Source organism: Dapis purpurea BLCC-M126 (assembly GCF_050015975.1).
Classification (GTDB): domain Bacteria; phylum Cyanobacteriota; class Cyanobacteriia; order Cyanobacteriales; family Microcoleaceae; genus Trichodesmium.
Genome location: NZ_JBNHER010000039.1, coordinates 1 through 25,240 on the forward strand (window position 1 = coordinate 1; position 25,240 = coordinate 25,240).

General features: G+C 34.6%; 18 protein-coding genes and 1 pseudogene. 16 read left to right on the forward strand and 3 right to left on the reverse strand.

The features are described 5' to 3' along the window. Positions 1-542: 542 nt before the first annotated feature. Both ACP6PL_RS04330 and ACP6PL_RS04335 read left to right on the forward strand, forming a co-directional pair. Positions 543-2,510, forward strand: coding sequence for a CASTOR/POLLUX-related putative ion channel (locus ACP6PL_RS04330; RefSeq protein ID WP_426542920.1), 1,968 nt, complete (start codon positions 543-545; stop codon positions 2,508-2,510). Between the two features lie 137 nt (positions 2,511-2,647). Beyond that, positions 2,648-4,084: a TIGR03985 family CRISPR-associated protein gene (locus ACP6PL_RS04335; protein WP_426542922.1), complete on the forward strand. Its 1,437-nt coding sequence runs from the start codon at positions 2,648-2,650 to the stop codon at positions 4,082-4,084. A gap of 421 nt (positions 4,085-4,505) precedes the next feature. Here the strand turns inward: ACP6PL_RS04335 and ACP6PL_RS04340 are convergent, their stop codons facing one another. After that, on the reverse strand, positions 4,506-5,069 hold the full coding sequence (locus ACP6PL_RS04340) for an HD domain-containing protein (RefSeq protein WP_426542924.1): 564 nt from the start codon (positions 5,067-5,069) through the stop codon (positions 4,506-4,508). Positions 5,070-5,667: 598 nt separating this feature from the next. Here ACP6PL_RS04340 and crn3 (ACP6PL_RS04345) point away from each other — a divergent pair. The 13 genes and pseudogenes from crn3 (ACP6PL_RS04345) (at position 5,668) to ACP6PL_RS04405 (ending at position 21,189) form a co-directional block, all read left to right on the forward strand. After that, positions 5,668-5,997, forward strand: a complete 330-nt coding sequence (gene crn3, locus ACP6PL_RS04345; protein ID WP_426542925.1) for a CRISPR-associated ring nuclease Crn3/Csx3 — start codon at positions 5,668-5,670, stop codon at positions 5,995-5,997. 485 nt (positions 5,998-6,482) lie between these two features. Continuing rightward, positions 6,483-7,412: a CRISPR-associated ring nuclease Crn3/Csx3 gene (gene crn3 / locus ACP6PL_RS04350; protein WP_426542927.1), complete on the forward strand. Its 930-nt coding sequence runs from the start codon at positions 6,483-6,485 to the stop codon at positions 7,410-7,412. 1,826 nt (positions 7,413-9,238) lie between these two features. Next, positions 9,239-11,482 carry a type III-B CRISPR-associated protein Cas10/Cmr2 gene (gene cas10 / locus ACP6PL_RS04355; RefSeq protein ID WP_426542929.1) on the forward strand — a complete coding sequence of 748 codons (2,244 nt, stop codon included), beginning with the start codon at positions 9,239-9,241 and terminating at the stop codon, positions 11,480-11,482. Positions 11,483-11,878: 396 nt separating this feature from the next. Continuing rightward, on the forward strand, positions 11,879-12,631 hold the full coding sequence (locus ACP6PL_RS04360; protein ID WP_426542931.1) for an RAMP superfamily CRISPR-associated protein: 753 nt from the start codon (positions 11,879-11,881) through the stop codon (positions 12,629-12,631). Positions 12,632-12,766: 135 nt separating this feature from the next. Continuing rightward, positions 12,767-14,035 (forward strand): annotated as a pseudogene (gene csx10 / locus ACP6PL_RS04365) (type III-D CRISPR-associated RAMP protein Csx10); the annotation flags it as partial. A gap of 100 nt (positions 14,036-14,135) precedes the next feature. Continuing rightward, positions 14,136-14,570: a hypothetical protein gene (locus ACP6PL_RS04370; protein WP_426542932.1), complete on the forward strand. Its 435-nt coding sequence runs from the start codon at positions 14,136-14,138 to the stop codon at positions 14,568-14,570. A gap of 34 nt (positions 14,571-14,604) precedes the next feature. Then, the gene (locus ACP6PL_RS04375; RefSeq protein WP_426542934.1) at positions 14,605-15,756 is read left to right on the forward strand and encodes a putative CRISPR-associated protein; all 1,152 of its coding nucleotides are present in this window, start codon (positions 14,605-14,607) and stop codon (positions 15,754-15,756) included. 2 nt (positions 15,757-15,758) lie between these two features. Beyond that, positions 15,759-16,643 carry a type III CRISPR-associated RAMP protein Csx7 gene (gene csx7, locus ACP6PL_RS04380; protein ID WP_426542936.1) on the forward strand — a complete coding sequence of 295 codons (885 nt, stop codon included), beginning with the start codon at positions 15,759-15,761 and terminating at the stop codon, positions 16,641-16,643. A 426-nt stretch (positions 16,644-17,069) separates the two neighbouring features. Then, positions 17,070-18,041, forward strand: coding sequence for an RAMP superfamily CRISPR-associated protein (locus ACP6PL_RS04385; protein WP_426542938.1), 972 nt, complete (start codon positions 17,070-17,072; stop codon positions 18,039-18,041). Beyond that, entirely contained in the window at positions 18,038-18,607 is a 570-nt protein-coding gene (locus tag ACP6PL_RS04390) for a hypothetical protein (protein ID WP_426542940.1), read from the forward strand. The genes ACP6PL_RS04385 and ACP6PL_RS04390 overlap by 4 nt, the downstream gene beginning before the upstream one ends. After that, positions 18,600-19,649: an RAMP superfamily CRISPR-associated protein gene (locus ACP6PL_RS04395; protein WP_426542941.1), complete on the forward strand. Its 1,050-nt coding sequence runs from the start codon at positions 18,600-18,602 to the stop codon at positions 19,647-19,649. The genes ACP6PL_RS04390 and ACP6PL_RS04395 overlap by 8 nt, the downstream gene beginning before the upstream one ends. Continuing rightward, positions 19,649-20,299, forward strand: a complete 651-nt coding sequence (locus tag ACP6PL_RS04400) for a hypothetical protein (RefSeq protein WP_426542943.1) — start codon at positions 19,649-19,651, stop codon at positions 20,297-20,299. The genes ACP6PL_RS04395 and ACP6PL_RS04400 overlap by 1 nt, the downstream gene beginning before the upstream one ends. A gap of 224 nt (positions 20,300-20,523) precedes the next feature. Continuing rightward, entirely contained in the window at positions 20,524-21,189 is a 666-nt protein-coding gene (locus ACP6PL_RS04405) for a HEAT repeat domain-containing protein (protein WP_426542945.1), read from the forward strand. Between the two features lie 226 nt (positions 21,190-21,415). On the opposite strand, the gene ACP6PL_RS04410 is transcribed toward ACP6PL_RS04405, so the two are convergent. Together ACP6PL_RS04410 and ACP6PL_RS04415 are read right to left on the reverse strand one after the other, a co-directional pair. Then, complete coding sequence (locus ACP6PL_RS04410; RefSeq protein WP_426542947.1) at positions 21,416-22,186, reverse strand: peroxiredoxin-like family protein; 771 nt, start codon at positions 22,184-22,186, stop codon at positions 21,416-21,418. A gap of 157 nt (positions 22,187-22,343) precedes the next feature. Next, the gene (locus ACP6PL_RS04415) at positions 22,344-25,091 is read right to left on the reverse strand and encodes an adenylate/guanylate cyclase domain-containing protein (RefSeq protein ID WP_426542949.1); all 2,748 of its coding nucleotides are present in this window, start codon (positions 25,089-25,091) and stop codon (positions 22,344-22,346) included. Here ACP6PL_RS04415 and ACP6PL_RS04420 point away from each other — a divergent pair. Further along, entirely contained in the window at positions 25,084-25,230 is a 147-nt protein-coding gene (locus ACP6PL_RS04420) for a hypothetical protein (protein ID WP_426542951.1), read from the forward strand. The two genes, ACP6PL_RS04415 and ACP6PL_RS04420, sit on opposite strands and share 8 nt — an antisense overlap. Positions 25,231-25,240 lie beyond the last annotated feature (10 nt).

The window sequence follows — 25,240 nt, forward strand, 5'->3', positions numbered from 1 at the left end:
TTTAACCAGAGGTAATTATCAATTATCCATTATCAATTATCAATTAATGAACTATCTTCCTAGACAAAAATATTCTCTGGGGAAAAAAATAGATTTGTCTCTTTCAACTTAGTAGCTCCCCAACAATTTTTCAAACATTTTTTGAAGCAACATAAGTAGTTAATTACCTGTGTTGCTTTTTACTGGTTCTTCAGTATAGCAGTTGTGCTGAAAAATTGCCTATTCTTTTAAACATACATATATAGAACCCCTAAGCATATCTTTATAAATATGCGCGTTAGCTAGGAGTTAGGAGACAGGAGACAGGAGGTAAGAGGAAAGAGGGAAGATGTGGGGAGAAATAATAAAAAAAATTCAATACTCCTTGAGATAATTTTTCCTCATTCTTGATGCACGAATAGACTTGACTAGCATAATTATATAGATCTCAAATGGGTTCTATAGTATAATCATCAATGACAAATAAAATTATAGTTATCTAACCTAGTCAGATATATATAAATAGCTCGGTGTAAAGTTATATTAGTTTGAAGAAAAAATCTATGTCTGCTCAAAGTAAGTTTTCTTGGCAAGAACGCTTTCAGTATAAATTTGACAATTTTATGTCTAGGGGTGGTTTCTCTGTATTCCTCGCATTAGTATCAGCTTTCTTTGGGGCATTTCTCTTAATGACAGGTATACGTTACCTTTCTGAGTGGATTTTCCCAAATCAAGATTTAGAAAGTGATTTACTTTGGGATGTATTTGTACAACTCATTGGTCTCAGAGACACAGGAGACGAAGCAAATTTCTCCACTAAAACTGTAGGGGTGTTAACGATTTTTCTAGGTTTGGTACTTTTCTCTAGTTTAGTAGCTTTTATTACTCAAGAATTTGAATCACGACTAACTTTGCTGAAAAAAGGTAAAAGTTTAGTAGTAGAAAAAAACCATACTTTAATTTTAGGTTTTAATGACAGAATTGTAGATATTATTACTGAGTTAGTAATAGCAAATGAATCAGAATCTGATGCAGCAATTGTCATCCTATCAGAACAAGATAAGGAATATATGGATGATTTTCTCCGTGAGAAATTAGGAGATTTAAAAACTACTAGGGTAGTTACTCGAAATGGAATAGTAACAAATATAAATAATCTGAATAAAGTTGGAGTTAAAGTTGCTAAATCAGTAGTAATTTTAAATAATGCGAAAGGAACAGATTCACAAGATGTGAAAAAGTTATCGGATGCTAGAGTTGTTAAAGCAATTTTAGCCACTGTTGCAGCTAATGAGGAAAAAAAGTTATCTCTGCCACCAATAGTAGCTGAAATTCACTCAGAACAATATCGTATTTTAGCTAAAAGCATTGCTCCTAAAACTGTAACAACTTTGAATGAAGCTGATATTTTAGGGAGAATTTTAGTCCAAACTTCACGGTCTGTAGGGTTAGCAACAGTATACCTAAATGTAGTGGGTTTTGCCGGAAATGAAATTTATTTTTACCGTCCTCAAGTTGATTGGCAAAACCTCAGCTTTTCTGAATTACAATTTCATTTTTATCAAAGTATTCCTTTAGGTGTGCGGGATAAAAATGGAGATGTAATTGTCAAACCAGATAGCAACTATCAGTTAACAGATGCTGAATCAATAATTGTTTTAGCAGAAGATGACTCCAAAATTAAATTTTACCAAGAACCTTTAGTTAAACCTCAAGTTTTAGGTTATGTTAACTTCCGCCAAACTATTTCTAGAAAAACAGAAAAACATTTGATTATTGGTTGGAATTCCAAAACTCCAATCTGTCTGCGAGAATATGCTAAATATGTAGTTGAAGGTTCAGAAATTAATCTAGTAACTCACAAATTTACACCAGAAATTGAGGATATATTTGATGAAATTCGTGAAACTTATCCCCAAGTTTTGATGCAAATTTGGCAAATTAATGTAGATGTTGTTGAAGAACTGAAAAGTCTCAAACCATATCAATATAATAGCATCTCAATTTTAGCCAGTAAAGGTCAAAATTCTGAAGAAATTGATGCCAAAACTCTGACGACATTACTAGAAATTAGGCAAATATTTGAAGAATATAAGAAAGAAACTGGAAACTCAGTTACAACAGAATTAGTGGTAGAACTTGCTGACTCGGAAGAAACAGATTTGGTAATTAAAGCAGGGGTTCAAGATTTCCTACTTTCTAATCAATTTGTGTCTAAAATTTTAGCTCAGGTATCTCAAGAACCAGGCGTAATGTTCGTCTATCGTAATTTATTTTCGGCAGAAGGTAGTGAAATGTATATTAAACCTATAGAGCTTTTCTTTCCTCCTGAAAAACTTGGTAAATTATCTTTTGCTGACTGTGTATTTGCGGCTCAATCTCGTAATGAAATTTGTCTGGGTGTGAAAATAGCTTCTCAAGCTCAAGATAAAGATAATAATTTTGGTATTTATTTAGCTCCTAATTTGGATGCTAAGTTTTCTCTGACTCTTGCAGATGAACTGATTACGATCGCTGAAGATGAAACATAATAGTCAGTTATCAGTTATCAGCAATTCGCTATGAGTTATCAGTTTTTAGTCACAGCCAAAATTAACTTCTGTTTGTCGCTAATTCGGCAGTTCTCCCCTATCTAAACTTTTAAATTTTAACTTTTAACTTTTGACTTTTGACTTTTTTTAGCTATTTTCCGACTCCAGAAATATTAGATTGGTTAGCATTAGGGCGATTAGGAGATAGATTTAATCGCTCAATTAGATTGTGGATATTATTAAAATATTTTTACGGAGAAAGAAATAATTTAGCTGCCAAATTACCAAAAAATTTTAGTTATATCGACTTTCGCGAAGAATTTTTTTCGCCAGAACATCCTATGAGCGATCGCCTCACCACAGAACAAATAAAAACGGAATGTCGAGACAAAAATTGTATTTGTAAAAAGTCAGTCAAAGAATTAATTAAAGCAGAAATTTATCCCCAATCAATTAAAGAATGGCAACAGAAAATTACGGATAAAATGGGTGGGGAAGTTATAGAGATAGAACAGCGTCCTTTTGCGACAGTACATCGTACCATCAGAGATGATTTAAAATATTTAGCTAAGTTAGGATGGCTAAAAAAATCAAAAACTCAAGTAGGAGAATATCACTGTCAACCAGAAAAAAACTGGCCTCAGCCTCCTATAATTAAAACAGAAGTATGGAATACTTCAGAATTATCCTCGACTCAAACTTGGGAGTTATTAAAAATTTTAGAGTCGGTTTCTTTTGTACAACCTAATTTAGAATTAGTAGTACAATCTTTGTGGGAAAAAACAAATCAACAAGAGTATTTAGTAAGGCATGAAAAACAAAAAAGAATATTTATACATTTAGACTATATTCTCTCAGATGAAACTCAAGATAGAGTTGATAATTATCATCAACAAATAGAAGAGTTATGGCATGAATCTCCAGGGGGAGTAATCAAGTTTCAATATTGGAGAGCGAAGACAGAAAGGGAAATAGAAATAATAGTTTATCCGGTTTGTCTACATTATGCACGTCGGGCTAAATATTTAACTGCTTTTGGCAAAGATACCGATGGTAAATTTGGCTGGCATAATTATCGTTTAGACAGAATAGTATCGGAAGAATTAACTATTTTAAAATGGGGTAATTCTCAGATACCGAAAAATTTGTCTGAATTATGGAAAAAAGGAAAATTACCAACTGTTGAATTTGTCGAACAAGAACTAGAAAAAGCTTGGGGATTTAATTTTTATTTGCCACGAGATTTGTTAATAATGAGATTTGAACCTAAGTTTGCTCGTGGGTATGTGGATGGTACTGTGCGACATGAGACATTTAAACCTATTAAGTATCAAAGTTTATCAAAATTAGTCCAAAAAGAAATAAAAAATCCACAACAAAGAAAACAGTTATTGAATATTATTAAGGCACGTTCTCCTAAAGATTCTTATTATTGGGGATGGATAAGAACTGGAGATATTAATGTCTTGATGCGGTTAAGAGATTGGCGGCCAAAAGGAGAAGTTATTGCTCCTATTTCTATTCGAGAAAAATTGAAATTAGAAGCAGAGGAAGAGTTGGGTAATTATGATTAATTAGGGAGTATTCGTTAATGGATAATGGATAATGGATAATGGATAATGGATAATTGATAATTACCTCTGGTTAAAACCATCGGATTGAATATAAGGAAATATCCTAGCACTTTTCTCTTGGTCGATTGGATATGGCGAGGAAACCTCGCCATCCCTCGACCGCTTTTTCCCCTTGAAAGGGGATACTTTTAACCTGAATTATTTAATTAATAATTATTAATGATTCGGTAAACATAAGAATAATTACAGCAGTTTCGGAGGCGCGTGAGGTACAAAGCTTTACTATTTGTTAAAAGCTGGAAACCTGTTAGTAATGCGTGGTAACACAACCTTCGAGGTTGTTACAGCCTAGAAGGCTGTGTTACACTGTACCTCACCATTAAAAAGCTGAGAGCTGATAGCTAATAGCTGAATGCTTACCCTAAAACTTTTCTAATTCAGCAATAACTCCAATCAATTCTTGTTTGAGATAATTATCATCTTCATAACAAGAAACCAAAGAATGATAAAACCAAAGTGTTTTTTCTTTACCTCCACGAAAGCGCGTCCATACTATTTTTCCCTCTTGACGTAATGCAGCTAATAAGTCTCTCCCATTATGCAGTTTATCAGCAAGAGAAATAAGTTTTACAGATTTACTACCATCAGATATTTGCTGAATATAACGTAACTTTCGTTCTTCCCAGGGCGGTTTCGGAATAGTCTCCGACTCCGTACAACCATCAATAATATCAACGACTGTTTCTCCAAATAATTCTAGAATACGTTGACGAGTTGCCATACCTCCCCTATCTTCAACTGCATCATGTAATAAAGCAGCGATCGCCTCATCTTCATTCCCACCATTTTCCAAAACTAAAGCAGTAACACTTAAAAGGTGAGCAATATAAGGTGTACTTCCGTCTTTGCGTAACTGTTGAGAATGTAAGTTGTAAGCTAATACTAATGCTTGTTCAAATTTTTCTGTAAGTTTCGTTGCGCTCATAGTTTTTTTCCTCCTAGTGTTAAGTATACGGAGTTGTGGAAGAGATTATTTCCATATTCTAGAATAAATTGAAAACTGTAGGTTGGGTGAAGCGACAGCGCCACCTAACAATAATTTAGTTAATTATTTGGCGACAAGTCTGATGTTGGGTTTCCTTCCTAGCTTGAAAATGTGGGTAAATTTGAGTCAATGAAGACCTCTCCCCCAACCCCTCTCCTGCAAGGAGAGGGGCATAGTCTTCTCCCCCTTCTCTAGTAGGGAAGGGGGTTGGGGGGTTAGGTTTTTTTACTAGACACGCTACTACACTAAATATTAGGGAATTGCAGAAGAGGCTTTTTCTACATGATGTTAGACTATCAACAGTTAAAAAAAAATAACTTATATCATGTCCGGATAATTAGTGATAAAAAAGTTTTTGTTTGTAGTAGGGCTTTAGCCCGATAAATACCTATCTTAGGGCTAAAGCCCTACTACGAGCTTTAATTATCACTGTTCAACCAGACATGATATTACTGCTTATTGCTAAGAAATAAAGTCTCAACTTAGAGATACTGAAAACTAATAACTGAAAACTGAACGCTGATAACTAATAACTGAAATGACATCTATCCAACTTAATTTAATTTCCCATCAAACAACTGATGGAATGCCATATCAACATCTTAATATTGAGATGACTACATCAGATGATATTATTGAGCCTGCTGACTTGAAAGGTTTAAAAATACCATCCAATATTCAGTGGCAGCAAGGTGTTGTCATAGAAGGAAAAGCACCGATATGGTTATATGCTTATTTAGTTCACGAATGCCATCCCGCAACGTGGGTTGCTTGTTACGATCCTCGACTCGGTGCTGTTGTAGTTTCTACTCATACTCATGGGGTGACTCTTGGATCTGTTTTGGCTTTAGAATTACCGAATAATTAATAATTAAGCATTTTGTAGGTTGGGTTGACTTTGAGGAAACCCAACAACAAATTTTTACCTGTTGGGTTGCGCTCTCGCTTAACCCAACCTACCAAACTTTAGAATTACCGAATAATTATAATTAATAATTGGCAATTATAGCGCTTTTCAGATTGATGACTTCATGTCATAAAAAAACCTTGTAGGGATGTTCCATAGAACGTCCCTATTGTGGTATTTATAAGGTACATTTACGATCCCCCTAAATCCCCCTTTTTAAGGGGGACTTTGAAGGCTCCCCCCTTTTTAAGGGGGGTAGGGGGGGATCTAAAACTGTACCTCATAGATTAAAGAATCGCTATATACTAATATGAAAACCACTTTATAATCTGTTCCTACTATTACCACTTTTATAATAGACATTTCCGATAATCAAAAATCAAATCAATTATTTTTCCCTACTACCTACTCCCTACTCCCTCTTTTCCAATAATTAAATCCAGAAAATGACAAGTGAATTTCCATTACAATTAGATGTAATTCAACTGGAAACTGAATTAGGTATTTGTCAAACTTTGGCTATTACTTTGACTGAGCGAACAGACTTAATTCCAACTTCTGTTTTGCCAAATTTAAAGTCAATAATTCCTGAAGATTTAGATTTCAGTCAAGGTGTAATTTTGTTTGGCATGAGTCCAATATGGCTTTATGGTTTTTTGGTGGAATGCTGTCGAAATGCTCCTTGGATAGCTTGTTATGATGTGCGGACTCGAATGGCTGTTGTTGTTAAAAGTAATATTCAAACTTTGGCAGTTGGAGATACTATTTCCATTATTTTTAATCGCACTCCTGGTATAGCAATTTTAATCGGGGGACCTCCTGATAGTGGGAAAAGTGTTTTTTCTTATGCTTTGCGTCGCTCTTTGTTCGAGAAGGATAAAAGGTTAAAAGTATTTATTCAGCGAGCTAATTGGGATGGGGAGGGAAATTGGGTTTTGGAAATGAGCGATCGCCAGAAAGCTAACGAGTTAAAAGAGGCAAATACTCGTCGAATTCATTTATTGGAAAATCGCGAGAAGATAATGAGGAATTATTTTGGTTTTCATGCTAAAGCCATTAAAAATATTCGGGATGTTATGGATATAGTTTTGGTTGATGTGGGTGGGATGGTACAAGATGAGAAAAAGCCAATTTTGGAGGAGTGCAGTCACTATATAATTATTAGTCGTTCTCAGGAGAAGGTTGGGGAATGGCATGATTTTTGTAGAAGTTTAAATCCAGCGATCGTTATTCATAGTGTATTAGAGGAGAAGTTGGTGAGGTTGGAGAATGAGGATTATTTGGAAGTGGTTGCAGGGCGTTGGGTGACTGGGGAAACTGTTAGGGTGCCGGATATTATTGTGGATAAAGTATTAGAATGCTATAGGAAATATTAGTAAGCATTCAGCTATTAGCACTCAGCTCTCAGCTTTTTGAATAAATTAGGCAAATTTATGAAGTTAATAAATTATAAGCTTTTGTGTATCTAGATTTTATATTCTCTATATTGCCTTTGAGAAAATTAGACTTCTTGCAGAAATTAGGGAATAAGGAATAGGGAGATGAAATTAAGAATTTCATATCTTGAATTTATTTAATTAAAACTTTTGGAATATGCTTATTGTATCAAATTTTATAATTATTAAAGTTGCGAGTTTTTGGCGAAGGAGTCAGGAGTCAGGAGATTAAGAAATAAAATAGGGGAAAAAGGTAGAAAAATGCCTCCATCTCCCCACACTCCCCACCCCCATCATGTATAAAAAAATAAATACCAAATGGGTTCTATAAGAAACTGGGTTTGTAGGAGGTAGGCATCAGTCTTGTCAGGCATTTGAGACAAACCCGGCTTTTCAATAATTAATAATATTAAATCCGGTTAAATAACCTCACTATCAATTTAGTAGTCAGTAGTCAGTAGTCAGTAGTCAGTAGGGATTAGGTTTAGGAAAGTTTTATTTTTGAGAGTTCTTTTTCATCAGCTCGCGCTGAAGTTTCAATCCCTAAGTAGGGATTAGGTTTGGGAAAGCCAGGCAATGTACCTCTGTTCTTCCATGGAACTTTTACGTTTCAATCCCTAAGTAGGGATTAGGTTTAGGAAACTTTTGAAGTGGAAACCATTGATTTATTCAATGAACATCAAGTTTCAATCCCTAAGTAGGGATTAGGTTTAGGAAAGTTGTGTATATGTTGAAATTAATGGTATTCGTTCTGAGGTTTCAATCCCTAAGTAGGGATTAGGTTTAGGAAAGTATTTTGAATCTTGTTCCAGAAGCTTTACATTCTGATGTTTCAATCCCTAAGTAGGGATTAGGTTTAGGAAAGGTTTACACTAAATCAAGAAAAATGGACACCTGTTCAGTGTTTCAATCCCTAAGTAGGGATTAGGTTTAGGAAAGGTGGCATGCCACTCCACCGCTTGGAAGCGCACGACAGTTTCAATCCCTAAGTAGGGATTAGGTTTGGGAAAGGGGGAATACTAAAACCTAATGATGATGATGACCGTTTCAATCCCTAAGTAGGGATTAGGTTTGGGAAAGGGTGGCCTTTGTATTAACTCTTAGATCAGGGAGTTTCAGGTTTCAATCCCTAAGTAGGGATTAGGTTTGGGAAAGCTAATTTCATTGCCTTTTTTGGTATTATTAGGGTTTTTTGTTTCAATCCCTAAGTAGGGATTAGGTTTGGGAAAGAGGTACGATCTAGAACCAAGACATGACAAGGGTTTCAGATACCCAAATATACACGCCCCTTTGATTAATTTGTCAACAAGGCAAATTTTGCCAAAATGACAAGGCTCAAACCCTCTTGTAGCAAGGCACATACACGGGTCAACGAAAGAATCAGCATTTCAGCGATTCTGGGAGGCGTGTATGTGGGGTTCCATGCAAAGATGAAAAACCACTCTTTAGCCACTCTTAACAACTAAGAAGTGACCAAAAATATATTACTATTTATTTATCGAGGTTCATAACTGTAAATATACTAACTTTTACTTTTCATCCGTGTCAAGTGGACGAAAAAAATCAATTTTTGATAATTATTTTGTCAGATGTCAAGCTTTAGTGGTCAAGAGTAGTTTGTAGAAAATACCTTTTCTACATAATGTTAAACTATCAATACTAAAAAAATAAATTTGTAGCTTGAAGTATAGTAAAAGGATAATTGTTGCGATCGCGTAAGTGAAACGTATTTTTTAATTTCATATAAGTTAAGTCTTAGAAAAATTATGTTAGAAAAAATATACAAAGGAATAGCTTGGTGTCTTGCTTGGGGAGATAAAAAACAACCTCAATTTGACATCTCAATATTAGAAAAAATGTATAAGGCGACAGAGGAAAATCAAATTCCTCCAGAAGCTCAACCGATAATAGATAAAGTACAAAAACTGCAAGATATTGATAATTATTTTCCTGGAAAAATTACCGATTTGCGAGATGGAAAATATGGCGAACTTTGGGATGAAAAAACACCGATAGGTTTAGTTTATGGTGGGGCAACCAAAATCAAACAATACGTTTTCGAGGCAGCTAAACTAACAGATATTCGGGGAGCTTCGGCAATCTTAGATAAGATAAATTTAGTAGATTTGCCAGAATTTTTTGAGCCTGGTACAAAAAGTAGAAAATGGCTAGATGAACAGAGAAATTTTCCCGGACTTTCCCAAGCATTAATCTCAGAATTAGTAGTTTATTCCACAGGTGGAAATATTCTAGTATTTTGTCCGGCAGCTTTCGTAGATGACTTAGCAAATGCCATCGAAAAACGCTATACAGAAGAAACTTTAACAGCAAATTCCTGTGCAGTAGGTAGTACATTTAGATTATTAGAAATACGATTTGGCTTGCTGCGAGAAAATATCGAAAATACACCTTGGTTAGATTGGTATAAACAAAACTGTCAAGACAAATTAGTAGAAAGTTACTTTCGATTATCTGAAAGAAAAACAGACCAAGAAAAAAGAGAAAATTTCCAAAATCGGAAAAGTTTCAACGAACTAACTAGCAAATTAGCAGCACTATTTAATCAGCGTCGAAATGGCAATGATGATGTTAACAATAATCGCCCCAGTCGGAAATATCCGCCAATGTTTGAAACCCATCCTTATATGCGGAGAGACGAAGGCGATCGGCGAATAGCAGTAATGCAAACTGACTTACCCAATAATCCCTATTATTCGGAAGTATTAGCTAGGAAACATTTAGTAGGGCAAATCACAAAAAGAGATTCTCGACAAAGTTGGTATGATAGAGGAGGTTTTGATTGGAAACTAGACAAAAAAGACAGAGAAAATTTGAAAAGTTGGGGAGATAAATTTGAAGACTTTTTAAAAAAAGAAGGAAAACAAGAATCATATAATCCAGAATTTCATAAGTTAGAAGCAGCAAGAAGTCTCAGAGAATTAGGAAATATCTATAATGGTTTTATTGCTTATATCTATGCCGATGGTAATAACATGGGAGGATATATTCAGAAAATTAAAACACCGGAAGAGTACCAAAAATTTAGCAAAGATATTTTTGAGGCGACGGAAAGATCGGTTTATTTTGCTCTAGCAGAACATCTACATCCACACCAGCTAAAAAATCTCACCGATCCAGATAATGAAAATCGTAATGATGGTTGGATTCATCCTTTTGAAATATTAACAATAGGAGGGGATGATGTGATGTTAATTGTACCTGCAAATAAAGCTTTAGAAATTGCCAAAACTATCGGCGAAAGATTTGAAGAAATATTAGCCAAGAAAAAGGGTTATGAACCAGAAAAATCTACTTACGATCCAGCAGAAATACATCGTTATGCCAAAGAACCACCTAATGAAAATAAATCATCCCTGAGTATGTCAACGGGAGTTTTAATTACAGCGGAAGACACTCCGGTTTATTATGCGCAAAACTTAACGGAGCAACTGTTAAAGTCTGCCAAAAAACGAGCCAAAAAATTAAAGGAGCAAAATTATTTAGGAGGTACAATAGACTTTTTAAGTTTGAAGTCAGTGACAATGGTTTCTTCAAATATTGAGGAATTTAGAAAAGAAGGATTAATCAAAGAAAGAGGATCTAAACTAAAATTATATGCAGCTCCTTATACATTACATGAAATAGGAGGTTTAATAGAATCAGTCAAAGCATTAAAAGAGTCAAAATTCCCCAAGTCGCAAATTTATCAAACTCGCAGTTTCTTAGAAAAAGGCAAAAATACAGCTATTCTGAATTATCGTTATTTTCGTGCTCGTCTTGAATCAAAAGATAAGCAAGAAATCTTAAGAAGTGAATTTGAAGATGTCTGGTGTGCAGCTAAAACAAATGGTGGAAATATAGCACCTTGGATGTACGATGAAGAGGAAAAACTTTATGAAACAATTTGGCGAGAAATAGTAGATATTTATGAATTTATAGAGTTAGGGAGTAGGGAGCAGGGAGTAGGGAGTAGGGAAGTGGGTGAGTCCGGGAGTTTCATTAATGGATAATTGATAATGGATAATTACAAGAAAGTTCAAACCGTTCGGGAATTGAATATAAGGAATATTGTCTTTGTTTTCCCCTTAAAAGGGGAGGCTTTAAACCAGAATTATTTAATTATTAATTATTCTTCGGTAACACTCCTAAAATATTGCAATAGGTAGGGGCGGGTTTGATTTTAAATTCACCAGTTTAACCATTAGATAAAATAAACCCGCCCCAAAATCTAACGGATATTTTATTTGAATATATCTACTACTAGACTGATACAGGTAATGGGTGTGCATGAGGGCGGGTTTACTTAAACTTAAGTTTACCATTGAACTTTAAACTAAAAACCCGCCCCTACTATTCCACTATTTAATATGTTTTGGTCTACTACAAACAAAATAGGAGGTCAAAAAATGATTTCTCTTCAGCAATTAACAAATTCTATAGAAACTTATCCAATTACTGCCATTATAGATACGGCATTATGTGTCGGCGCGGGAGGTTCTTCCGGTTCATTAGCAGACAAACCAATTGTTAGGAATACCGAAGGAAATTTATTAATTCCTGCCTCTCAAATCAAAGGTCGTTTGCGCCATGAATGTGAAAAAATTGCCAGAGGACTTAACTGGGCAATTTGTGAATCTCCCAACCCCGAAACTATGTGTCCTCAAAGAGCAGGTTTAACAGAAAATTTTTGGATTGACGAATATAAATTTTTTGACGAAATTAGTGGTGAAAATAAATATCACTGTTTAATCTGTCAAATTTTTGGCAATCCTTATTTACCCTCCCGAATAATCTTTAACGACTTAATTTGTGAAGAAAATCCAGAATATTTGTCAGAGATATTACGTCCGGGAGTCACAATTAATCGCCGACGAGGAGTGGCAGAAGAAAACAAACTTTATTTCCTAGAAACTTCTCCAGTAAATGCTCAGTTAAAATTTACAGGAGAGATTTTAATTCAGCCAAATATTAATCCTAAATATGTAGATTATGCCAAACCATTAATCTGGGCAGGTTTAAAACAAATAAATGCTTTGGGTGGAAGTAAATCTGTTGGTTTAGGATGGTTAACATGGGAACTTCCAGAAATTTCAGTGGATGAAAAAGTCTGGGATTTTTTAGGAAAATTGGAGGTAGTGGATGGAAGTGATGAAGCTTAAAAACCTAACCCCCCTGCCCCCCTTCCCTGCAAGGGAAGGGGGAAATCAAAGCCTCTCTCCTTGCAGGAGAGAGGTTTGGAGAGAGGTTTTTATGAGTTTACAAATAGTTTTTTAGTAATCTATATAATTAGAGAAATGAAAAAGATAGAATTAGAAATTAAAGCCCTATCTCCTCTGGCAATTAGTCGTCAAAAACCAGGCAGTTCAATTAATGAAACAATGGATTATATTCCTGGTTCAGTAATTAGAGGAGCAATTGCTGCGAGAATTATTCAAGAATCTGGTAATGAATCTAAAGACTTATCTGAAGCAGAAGAAGGAGGTGATTTTCAGAGATTATTTTTGAGTAAAAATCCAGCAATATTTCAAAATGCTTACCCCGCACAAAATGTAGAAAGTAAACAAGGAATAAGAATTCAAAAAGATGTGAAAGTTTTACCTAATACTGCCGTAAGTTCTAAAACAAAACCAGGGTTTAGGTCAAATACAAAAGATAAACCTCCAGAAAATAATGGAGTATTCGATACTTTAATTGACCGCTTTTGTGCCGAAAAAAATGGTTTTTTTTATGACCCAAATTGTCCTGTAGATGGAGGTAGAGTAGAACCATTTAGTGGATTTTATAGCTATAATAAAGGAAGTCAAACATACTATAAACATTCTACGAATAAACGTCTTTTAACCAGGACAGGTATTAATCGAAGAAGAGCAACTTCAGAAGAGGAGGTATTATATAGTATAGAAGTAATAAATGAACTTCAAACAAATCAAGAACTAATATTCTGTAGTTCAATTTTAGTTCCCGATGAGGAATTAGCAAAATCACTCCAAAATTTTGTTGAAGAGAGAAAAAATTTATTTCGTTTAGGCAATTCCAGATCGAGAGGATTAGGCAAAGTAGAAATTACAGCGAAAACTCCGGCTAATATTAAACTAAATCTAGAAGAAAGAGTCAAAAATTTTGACAAAAAACTAAAATATAGATGGAAAACATGGCAAGAAATATTTAATAACCAACAACAAGAATTGAAAAATAGAACTTACTTTACCTTAGACTTACAATCAGATGCTATTTTAACAGAAAATTGGCAGAGAACTACGGTTATTTCCCCAGAAATGTTACAGGAATTTTTAGGGGTAGAAGATTCATATTTACAACTTCATGTCGCCTATAGTTCCTATGATTATTTATCCGGTTGGAACTCTGCCTGGGGTTTAATGAAAGATGTGGAATTAATAACTAATAAAGGAGGAGTTTATTTATTCAGCACTGAACAATTAGAACCTTGGTTACAAGGATTAGAAAAATTAGAAAATCAGGGAGTAGGAGAGCGTACTTCCGAAGGTTTTGGTCAGGTCAGAATTTGCGATGAATTTCACTTAGTATTTAGAGAGGACATAATAAATGATGGAAAATCAACAGAAAATAGAAGTACAGGAAACAAAAGAACAGGAAATAGAAGCACAGCTAATTCTAAGAACAGAAATAGAAATCGGAAAAAAAATGGATGACATTATTGAAGCAATTCAAAAAATAGCCAACGATTTTTCTATTGCTCAAAAAGATAAAAAATCTCCATTTAGAAATGTTCTTGCTGCTGCTACTGAAACTGGCACTTCAATAGAAATTATTAAAAACTATATCCGTTATCAAGTAGGTCGTAGTGGCTCTAGTCCTATATGGAAAGAGAAAGAAAATCAAAAACTTTTTGCTTCAGCAGTTGTTGAACAGATTGATAGCTTGCTGGAAAAAGCTGAAGATATTTTGAAGATAATTAGAAAAAATACTTCTAAAGGAAATCCTATAAATGACTACTTAGAAAATCTTGAAAATCGTGAACTATACAAAAAAAATCTACATCTAAAGTTAACTCAGTTATATCTCGGTTATTTAGCTAGAGAACATACAGCTTCAGTAGGAGAAAACAAAACAAATTAAGAATCTACAAAACTAATTTACATAAAGGAGAAAAATGATTGAAAATCGCGTAGTTATTTCTACAGTAGGTACAAGCTTACTAACTAATCAAATTGACGATGAATTTGAACCAGATTGGGACGAGCAACTGCAAGAGACTACTAACTTAAGCTTAGATGAACTGGAAAATGAGTATCCAGAAGTTGCAGAAATTATCGAAGAACTAAAAACTAGAGCTGAAGAAAATTTAGAGGATAGTAATACAATAGAAATTCGAGAAATAAGTGCCGAGCTAAATAATATTTATGGGTTATATGAAGAAGAAATTCAGCGGGGTAAGCAAGACATTCATTATTTAATTACTACCGATACAGCTCAAGGAATAACTAGTGGTAAAATTTTAGAGAATTTTCTTAAGAGTCAAGGAATAGTAAATACCAATATTTACACACCACCAGGGTTATCAACTGCTAATACTCAAAAATTCTCTGAAGGAGTAGACAAACTAATAACCTTCTTGAGTAAAGAAAGAGAAAATTGGCAGGGATATAAAATTTGCTTTAACCTAGTAGGAGGTTTTAAAACCCTGCAAGGATATCTCAATACAATAGGAATGTTTTACGCTGATGAAATTATTTATATTTTTGAAGGAAAAAGAGCAGAATTAATTGTCATTCCTAGACTTCCAATCGCAGTAGATAATGCTTTAATAAAACCTCATGTAATTCCATTAGCTTTAATGGGTATAGGAGCAGAGTTAAATGAATTAGAAGTTCAGGAAATTCCAGAAGCTTTAATTACCGATCGCGATGGAAAAAAAGAATTGTCTACTTGGGGAGAATTAATATGGGAAGAAGCTAAAAAAGATTTACTTGCTGAAGAACTATTAGATTTTGTCTGGTTAGATTATAAAGATACTTTTCGTGCTGACTATAATAAAATTAAGGATAAGAAAGAAAAAGTTCAATTACATGAAACTTTAGCTGAAGTTTCATACAACTTAAAAAAGTATAATGGCGATACAAGTGTCTTAGTAAATACTGGCATAAAATATGACCCCTATGAAGGAACAGAAGGTATAGATCATTTTCGTGTAACTAAAGCTTTAAGAATTAGTTGTAAAAAGATGGAAAATGGCAAATTAAGTTTGCGATATTATGGCACTCACGATCATGTACAAGGAAAAGAATTAAAGAAGAAAAAATAACTATGTTTGACACATTTAAAAACCGCTTAGAAATAGAAGGAAAACTCACAACTGTCACCGCATTACGCATAGGTGCAGCACGTTCCACCGAACCCATCGGTTCAGACTTACCTGTTGTCAAAGACGTACTCGGACAACCTTTAATACCCGGTTCCAGTTTCAAAGGTGCATTGCGCTCCCGTCTCGAAAGTTTCCTCAGAGGTATTTTGGGAAGCAACCCCCGCTTAGTTGCTAACCCCGCAGTCAATGAGGAATGGTGTATTACAGCAGAGAGAATGAAAAAACTTAAAGCAGAATACACTAACGATGCTCAATTAACAGAAGCAATATTAAAAAAAACTGATCTTATTTCCCACCTTTTCGGTTCCCCCTGGGTTGCGAGTAAATTTCAGGTGCGTGACTTAACCGTGTTGCCGGACAACTGGTTTGGGCAATATCAAGAAAGAGACGGGGTAGCGATCGACAGAGATACCGAAACCGCAGCAGATGGAAAACTCTATGACTTTCAAGTAGTGCCTGGAGGAACACCTTTTCTGTTTAAAGCAGTTGTGGAAAATGCTGAAGACTGGGAGTTAGGTTTGTTGATGGTGGGTTTGCATCAGTTTGAAACGGAACAAATACCACTGGGGGGTGGGCGATCGCGCGGTTTAGGCGTTGTGAAATTAGAAATAGAAAAAATGAATTGGTTTGATGCTAGGAAAGAAGGAGAACTGACAAAAACTGATCCTCAGAAATTAATTGGGTATTTGAAACAATTAGTTGGCGATCAAACTCCTGCTTTTGATGATGGAAAGGAGCTGAAAGATGATTGGGTAAAAGCATTAATTGATCGTCTTGAGCAGAAAGTTTCTACCACTGCTGAAGTAGAGAGTAAGCAAAATTTGTAGGGTGTGTTAGAAGGCTTAAATTTAGACTATGAAATACATTGAAAAATCCCTCGTAACGCACCATTGCATAAGTGTCTACCCACTACTCAATACCTCATAGAAAAAATTATTTTATTCTTGTACAAAATACTGAAAGGTGCGTTACGGCGCTTTGTTATTTTTTCGAGTTCAAGGCAAAATTTGTAGGGTGTGTTAGAAGGCTTAAATTTAGACTATGAAATATATTGAAAAATCCGTCGTAAGGCACCATTACATAAGTGTCTATCCACTACTCAATACCTCATAGGAAAAATTATTTTATTGTTTTACAAAATACTGAAAGGTGCGTTACGGCGCTTTGTTATTTTTTAGAATTAAATCCTAGTTTGTAGTAAGCGCCTAACGCACCCTACACTTTTATATTAATCAAAATTTACCATAGTAATTATGCACAAAAGATTTGTTAATCATTGCACCATTGATATTAATTTAATAGCCGACGGACCAATTTTAATTAAGTCTGGCAGACAAGGTGCTGATCCCACAAAACCCGATATGGAATTTGTCGAAACTTACTATAAAGGTAAGCGATCGCTCTATTTACCAGGAAGTAGTTTAAAAGGTGCTATTCGCGCCCATGCTGAAAGAATTGTCAGAACAGTTGGTGGGGAAAAAAGAGATGAAAAAAATCCCGATCTTCTTTGGGCAAATAATCCTTTAGAAGATAAATATGAATATCTTAAAGATGGCAATGGAAAAGACTTACCTGCACCTGAAATTTACAGAAAATCATGCTTTACAGACCAGATTTTTGGTAATACTTCAATTGCCAGTCGTGTCAGAATAGAAGATGCTTATCCTACGGAAGTTCAACCATTAAAAATAGAGGAAAGAAATGGAGTAGCAATTGATAGAGTATTTGGATCTGTAGCAGTAGGACCTTTTAATTTTCAAGTTTGTACTTCTGGAGAATTTAATACTAAAATTCATCTGAAAAATTTTACATTAGCTCAATTAGGTTTAATTGGTTTAGTATTGAGAGACTTAAATGAAGGTTGGTTTGGGATAGGTTTTGCTAAATCTCGCGGGTTGGGAACTGTGAGAGTTAAATATAATTCGGCAGTTGTCAAATATCCTGGTTGTAAAGTAGAAGAAAATCAAATTTTTACTATTGGGAAAAATAAAAAATCATGGTCGTATACTTCTTTATTAGGAGCAGGAGAATTTCTCTCAGAAGATGAAGTTAAAAATTACGGTTTTCCTAAACCCGATAAAATAGAAACTCCTGCCGGAGCCAAATCAATGGAATTAGGATTTGGAGTTGAATTAACTTGGCAAGGAGATGTACAAGTTCAGGATTTATTTAGAAAATCTGTAGAGTCTTGGAGCAAACTTTTAGAAGGAGGAAAAGCAGCATGAGTTTTGTCGGAACGAAACAAATAAATTCTGTGGATGAACTAGAGGAATTATTAACTCAAAATTATAATGAAAATAGTTATTATTTCCTACGTTTGCCTCATAAAGTCAGCGGTATTGTGAAAAAAAGACCATCTGAATTTCCCAGTATAGAAGGGCAAATGTTTAACGAAAACTTAGAGTTACGCTGGAAAAAAAATCAGAAAGGTTATCAAGTTTTAGTTTTGACAAAAGCTGACTTTATACATGATTTTATACCTGTAGGTACTGATTTTTCTTATTATTTGTATTTGTTGGCGATCGCTCAACTCTTGAATGATAAATACTTGAAATTATTTAGTTTTTATTTTCATACCTTGAGCCATAAACATCGAAAAACTTGGGAAACCAAAACCAGGAGTGTTGTTTCTTATGGAAAAAAAGAAATAGAAACTCGCTTTCCTAGAAAATTTAAAATCGAATGTTATAACGATAATATAGATATAGCTCAACGCTATTTTATAGATGTTCAAACTGCCACCGTACATTTTATTGCTTTAACCGTCGCATTCAAAAAGAAAAATGCCTAATAATTTCCTTAGACAAAGTTCGGTTCCTAAACCTTATAAATTAATCCCCTTTTCTGGCAGAAAACCGCGCCTGGAACATCCCGCCGGACACGATAAATTTAAAGCTAATTATTTACATGGAAATTTGTTTTTAAATCTGACAGTACAAACAGCTTTACACATTTCTACAGGTGTAGTTGTTTTAGGTAGTGATGTGGGAAAAAATTCCATTCCCTTGATTAAAACTATGACTCAAGGAATTGATAATAGTTTGATAATTCAGGGTAGTTCTCTTAAAGGTTGTATTCGTTCTGTTTATGAGGCAATTACTAATAGTAGTTTAGGGGTTGTTTCTAAAGTAACCAGTCAAAATATTCCCACAAGAGAGCTTTTACCATCTAATAAAAAAGAAAGTCTTTGTCCGGCTAGTCGGGTATTTGGTGCTATGAACTGGCAAGGTTTAATTGAATTTACAGATGCTAAATATCAAAAAGTTAGTTCTGTAGGATTTATGCCTTCTTTATATTCTCCTAGAACGCAAATTAATGAGGGAGAAAAAAATCCTATCTATTTTAATGAACAAGGCAAGGTTAAAGGTCGAAAATTTTATTACAATACTAACAGGGCAGTCGATAAAGGTAAAGAACAAGGTATTCCGGTACAGCAAGCTAAAAATCAATATATTTTCACAACTAAATTACAGTTTAAAAATTTAAAACCAGAAGAATTAGGAACTCTATTTATTGTTCTGGGATTAGACCCTAAGTATCCACTTGCTCTCAAAGTTGGTGCGGGTAAACCAGTAGGCTTTGGCACAATGAAAATAGAAGTAAGTGAAGCTAATATTCTGAAAAATAATGGAGATTTAGAAAAACGCTATTCTACTTATACACCTCTAGAAACTAACAATTTCACCGGAGAAAAATTACAGCAATTTATAGAAGAAAAGATTCAATTTGCCCACGAAAGTAATAACAAAATTATCGATAGAACTTTATTAGAAGGAATAGCTGAAGTTCTACATTATCCAAATGACCGCGAACCACCGGAGGGAATGTATTAATGTTTATCAACGACTTTCAAACTGAAAATTTAACAGACGAACAATGGAATACTGCTCATGCGATCGCTAAATCTTTGATTGACAGAAAAACTGATGTAAATGAGTTGAGAAAAATTATTTCTTATCTAAATATTAATAAAGGCAATCAAGGTTCTAATTTTTTTGTATATTTACAAGTTTTAGCCAGAAATGGAAATAGTATCGGACATAGTAAACAAACTTCTGAATATTATAAAAATTTGGAAATTGTCTGCAAAAAATATCTCAAAGAATATGAGGATAATACTCCCGTAATGTTAACGATTTTGGGTTGGGCATCTCGCTTAATGCAATATTACAAAGTTACTCCTGTGGGTGAAACTGTAGATAATAGTTCCAATATTTATGAACCTACAATTTCTCAAAGACAGCAAAAAATAGAAGAATTAAAAAAAGTTCGTCAATTTCAAGTTGGAGATATTTTAGATGCCAAAGTAATCAAAAAATCTTCTACTGGCAAAAAGGTTACTTATGAAATTGATGGCATTTATTATACAGAAAAAGAACCCAAGAATTTTGATGAGATTCCTGAGAATGGAAATGTGAAAGTTGCAGTTAAATCTTTGAAGGAAGATGAGAGTATTAATCATATTAAGTTTTCCAAAGAATAAGTTGATTGAATCAAGAGTTAGGCAAAATCAGGATATTGAGTAGGCAAGAGTCAGAAGTCAAGAATTAATCCACCCCTAACTCCTCCCAGGAGGGGAAGAGGAGGAAGTTTTTTTTATCACTAATTATCCGTACTTATATGATGTGCGGATCTCCAGAAAAGAGAGAATAGGCAGTAGGTTATAATATTAGATAAATGTAAAGTTTTATAAACAAAAGGCCAAGTATGCAAAATCTGAGTTTAGAACAAATATCCGCTCAACTAGATAGTGAAAATTCCCGCGATCGCCTCCTCGCTCTTGCCCATCTACGGGAAGTATCTGCGACTGAAGCGGTTCCTCTCATCAAAAAAGTATTGTATGACTCCAACTTACCAGTACGCTCTATGGCAGTATTTGCTCTTGGTGTCAAACAGACAGAGGAATGCTATCCAATTTTAGTAGAATTATTAGAAAAAGACGAAGATTATGGCGTTCGTGCTGATGCAGCAGGAGCTTTAGGTTATCTGGAGGATGTTAGAGCATTTGAACCTCTAGCGCGAGCATTTTATGAAGACACAAGTTGGTTAGTACGTTTCAGTGCGGCAGTTTCTCTAGGAAACCTCAAAGATAAACGTGCCCACGATCTATTGATAGAAGCGCTAGACAGTGAGGAGTTGGTAATACAACAAGCAGCGATCGCCGCTTTAGGAGAAATTGGAGACTTAGAAGCAGTAGATCATATTCTTAAATTTGCCTCTTCAGAAGATTGGTTGATTCGTCAAAGGTTAGCAGAAGCCTTAGGAAATATGTCTACTCCAAAAAGTATATCTGCTTTGAAATACTTAGAAAAAGACACTCACCCTCAAGTATCTCAAGCAGCAAGCATTTCTCTGCAACGTTTACTTGGGTGATGGGGTGATGGGGTGATGGGGTGATGGGGTGATAGGGTGATGCAGACCGAATAACTTTTTCGGCTCGTAGTTTTGCTCTAGCCCATTAAAAAGCATTGTAAGGGCTAAAGCCCAACTACAAACAAAAAACTTTATTATAGGTGATTATCCTAAAATGAAATAAGGGAATATTCTATGGAAAAACCAATCAATGTTGTGGTTTTCCCTATTCCCTGTTCCCTACTCCCTAGTTACTATTCAAAAAAGATAGAGGGTTACTTTTATTCTCGGCAAAACCCAGAATACCAGGATCGCAATATTGATACAACAAATTTCCCTGATTATCAAATAGAAAAGTTGCGCCTCTTTGGGTTAAATATGCAGAATTAGGCACATAAGTTGACCAATTACCAAGAACTTCAGTCATATTTCTTAATCTGAGTGTCGCTAGTTCAAAAGGACGTTGAAAACCTTTTCCACCTGCTAGGTTAAAAAATGATCCTTTTAGGGGTGGTAGAGGTTTAGCATGAATTACTTCTTCATCATCAATCAATTGAGGTGCTTTTTTATCCCCAGTATAACCTCTAAGCACCTCCGCTAAAGTACCCGGACTACCAATACCCGCACACATTAACATTAAATTTAAGAAAGCATTTTGGCCTGTAGTTAATAAAGGGAATTTAAAAGTTAATCCTTGATATAATTCTAATTGTTGATGTAATAAGGCATTTTCGTCAACAAATAGTGATTCAGTCGGAAACCCAGTAAATTCACAAAATTTCTTACCAGAAGCATGATTACCAATAGCGATCGCCCGTATTGTCACCCCCAATGCGTGCAATTTCGCTGATTCTCGTTGTAACCACCAAGCATATTCTAGGTTATCAAAATCGCCCAATTGTGACCAAATTAAAACTAACAGACGATTAACATCCTCACAACCACTGAGAATAGGTACAATCTGGCCATCACTAATTCTTAGACGTTCATTTTGCTTTAGGATTTGATAAATATTCATTTTCAGTTATCAATTATCAGTTATCAGTTAATCAGTATAAAAAAATGTTCCATCTTCAGCAATTCCCAAATCTTTCTATACCTCCCCATCTCTCTATCTCCCCATCTCCCAACCTCCCTATCTCCCTATCTCCCCATCTCCTCACACTCCCCACACTCTACTTTTTCCCTCGCAACCAATAAGTAACCATTCTCCCTCTACCTTTAACAGCAATTATTCCCCTTTCTTCAAAAATAAACTTATTTTTTAATAGTTCATAAGTGGCAGTTGTAACTTGAATTTTTCCAGGTTCTCCAGATGATTCCATTCTGGAAGCTACATTGACAGCATCTCCCCAAAGATCGTAAATAAATTTCTTTTTACCAATTACACCTGCTACTACGGGACCACTATTAATACCAATTCTAATTTGAAATTGCTTACCTATATCCGTTGTAAATTTAATAATTTCCTGCTGCATATCTAATGCCATATTAGCGATCGCTTCTGCATGATTTTTTTTCGGTACTGGCAACCCACCTGCTACCATATAAGCATCACCAATAGTCTTAATTTTCTCTAAACCATATAGTTCTGCCAGATAGTCAAATTTAGAAAATATTTGATTGAGTAAGTTAACTAATTCTATGGGAGGAATGCTGGCAGCAATAGGAGTAAAACCGACAATATCAGAAAATAAAATTGTTGATTCTTCAAAATAATCAGCTATGGCACTGGTATCCTGTTTCAGTCGAAATGCAATAGGTTCAGGCAAAATATTCATCAATAAACGCTCAGATTTTTCTTGTTCAGCGCGTAATGCTGCTTCTGCTTGTTTGCTAAGAGTAATATCTTCCACAGTGCCTTCATAATAAAGTAATTCTCCATTAAAATTACGGACAGCACGAGCTTTTTCACAAATCCAAATTATCCTACCATCACAACAATAAACTTGAGATTCAAAATTTGATATTTCTCCATCTTTATTAATAGCATCAATAAATTCTTCTCTGCGTTTAGGGTTAACATATAGTTGTTTTTGAATATTAGTAATATTAGTAATTAATTGTGAACAGTCAGAATAACCATACATTCTTGCTAAAGCTGGATTAGCACTTAAGAAATAACCATCAGGTGTAGTTTGAAAAATACCCTCAATAGAATTTTCAAAGATACCACGATATTTTGCTTCTGCTGCTTGTAATGCTTCTGCTGCTTGTTTGCGTTCTGTAATATCATTAACTATTAAAAGTAAGCAAGTTTTCCCATCAAGGCAAATCACTTCTCCTGACAATAACCCAACTCCAATTTGTCCTGACTTTACCCTAAACCTAATTTCTTGATTGCGAATTTTACCTTGAGTTTGTAATATTGTGAAAATGTGAATTCGCTCTTCAAGATTTACCCATAAGTTCAGTTGTAATCCTGTTTTACCAATGACTTCTTGACGAGTATAACCTGTAGTTCTAATAAAGCTTTCATTGACTTCAATTAATCTATGATCTGCAAGATTAGTAATAGTAATTACATCTGGACTTGCCTGAAAAGCTAAAGCAAATTTTTCTTCTGACTGCCTTAGTGCTGCTGTTCTTTCTTCTACTCGTTGTTCTAACTCAGCGTTAGTTTTTTCCAGATTAATAAAAGAATCTTGTAATTGCTGTGCCATTAAATTAAAAGATTCTGCTAATATCTCTAATTCATCAACTATTTTTACTTCAATTTTTTGGTTAAGTTTTCCTCTGGCAATTTCTCTACTTGCAGCACTTAAGAGCATAACAGGATAACTAATCCAACGAGAGGTTAAAATTCCTACTATTGTTGCTATGAATAAAGCAATTAAGCACAATTTAATTGTAGTACGAGTATTAACATTAATTTTATCCATAAAATCTTCTTCTGGAACGACAACTACAATCAACCAGTCTAAATTTTCGCCATCAGAAAAAGGTACTACTTGTAAAAATTGTCGCTCACCATTGAGTTTAAATTCTAATTGTTGTGATTGGTTGATTTTGCTAAATTCACCGAAATATTCTCTCAAATAATTTGCTGTATTACTAATTAGAGCATTATCGACATTTTCCGCTTTTATTCTTGTGACTTCCTGTTCTTTCAAACTAAATGGTTTTTGGGAAGTAGAAGAAGCAACTAAAAATCCAGAACGTTCCATAATAAAAGTTTGTCCTGATTTACCAATTTTCAAACCTTGGAGAAATTCTCTGATGTGAGAAAGAACAAAATCAACTCCAACTACTCCTATAAGTTGATTATTATCCTGATAAATAGGTTGAACTAAAGTTACTTTAAGTCTGAGTTCTTTAAAATCAGCATAAATATCACTCCAGGTTGGTTTTTTTGCCTCTACTGCACTCTTGTACCAAGGTCTAATTCTGGGGTCATAATCATTACCAATTTCTAATAATTCTGTAGGGTTTCCCTGACTATCAATTCCAATACTATGAAATTTTCCTTTTGTAGATTTACCAGCTCTCCCAATTTCCCATCGATTATTATTCTGAAATCCTAAACCAATAAATTCTCCCTCAGCGCCACCAAAATAAATAGCAGAAACATTAACTGAATCAAATAAAAATCTTTGTCCCCAAAACTGCTGAGTTAAACTAGCTGTATCCTGAATATTCAAATGACCTAAATTAATAGCATTTTGATTAATTTGAGCAATAACATGAGGCGCTTCTAAATAATTTTTTAATCTTTCCTGAATCCGGGTCGTAACTTCATTTCTTAATTGAGTTGTTACTTCATTAACTGCTTGCTGGCCATTACGTAGAGATAGCCATCCTGTTAAACCTACTGCCCCAAAAATTTGAACTACGAAAGGTACTATTAAAATAGCTCGTAGAGGTATGCGTATCCTCACTTTGATACGGGGAATAAAGGTTGTGGGAGCCGAATTTATGGCCATAGGATTTGATGACTACCACCTGATTTTGCTAGATTTGTTTAATTGTAACTTCCCAGTTCTAGGAAAGAAGGAAGAAGGAAGAAGGAAGGAGGAAGAAGGGAGGAGGGATAAATATTCAAACAAAAGGGGAAAATCATAAAAATAACTAT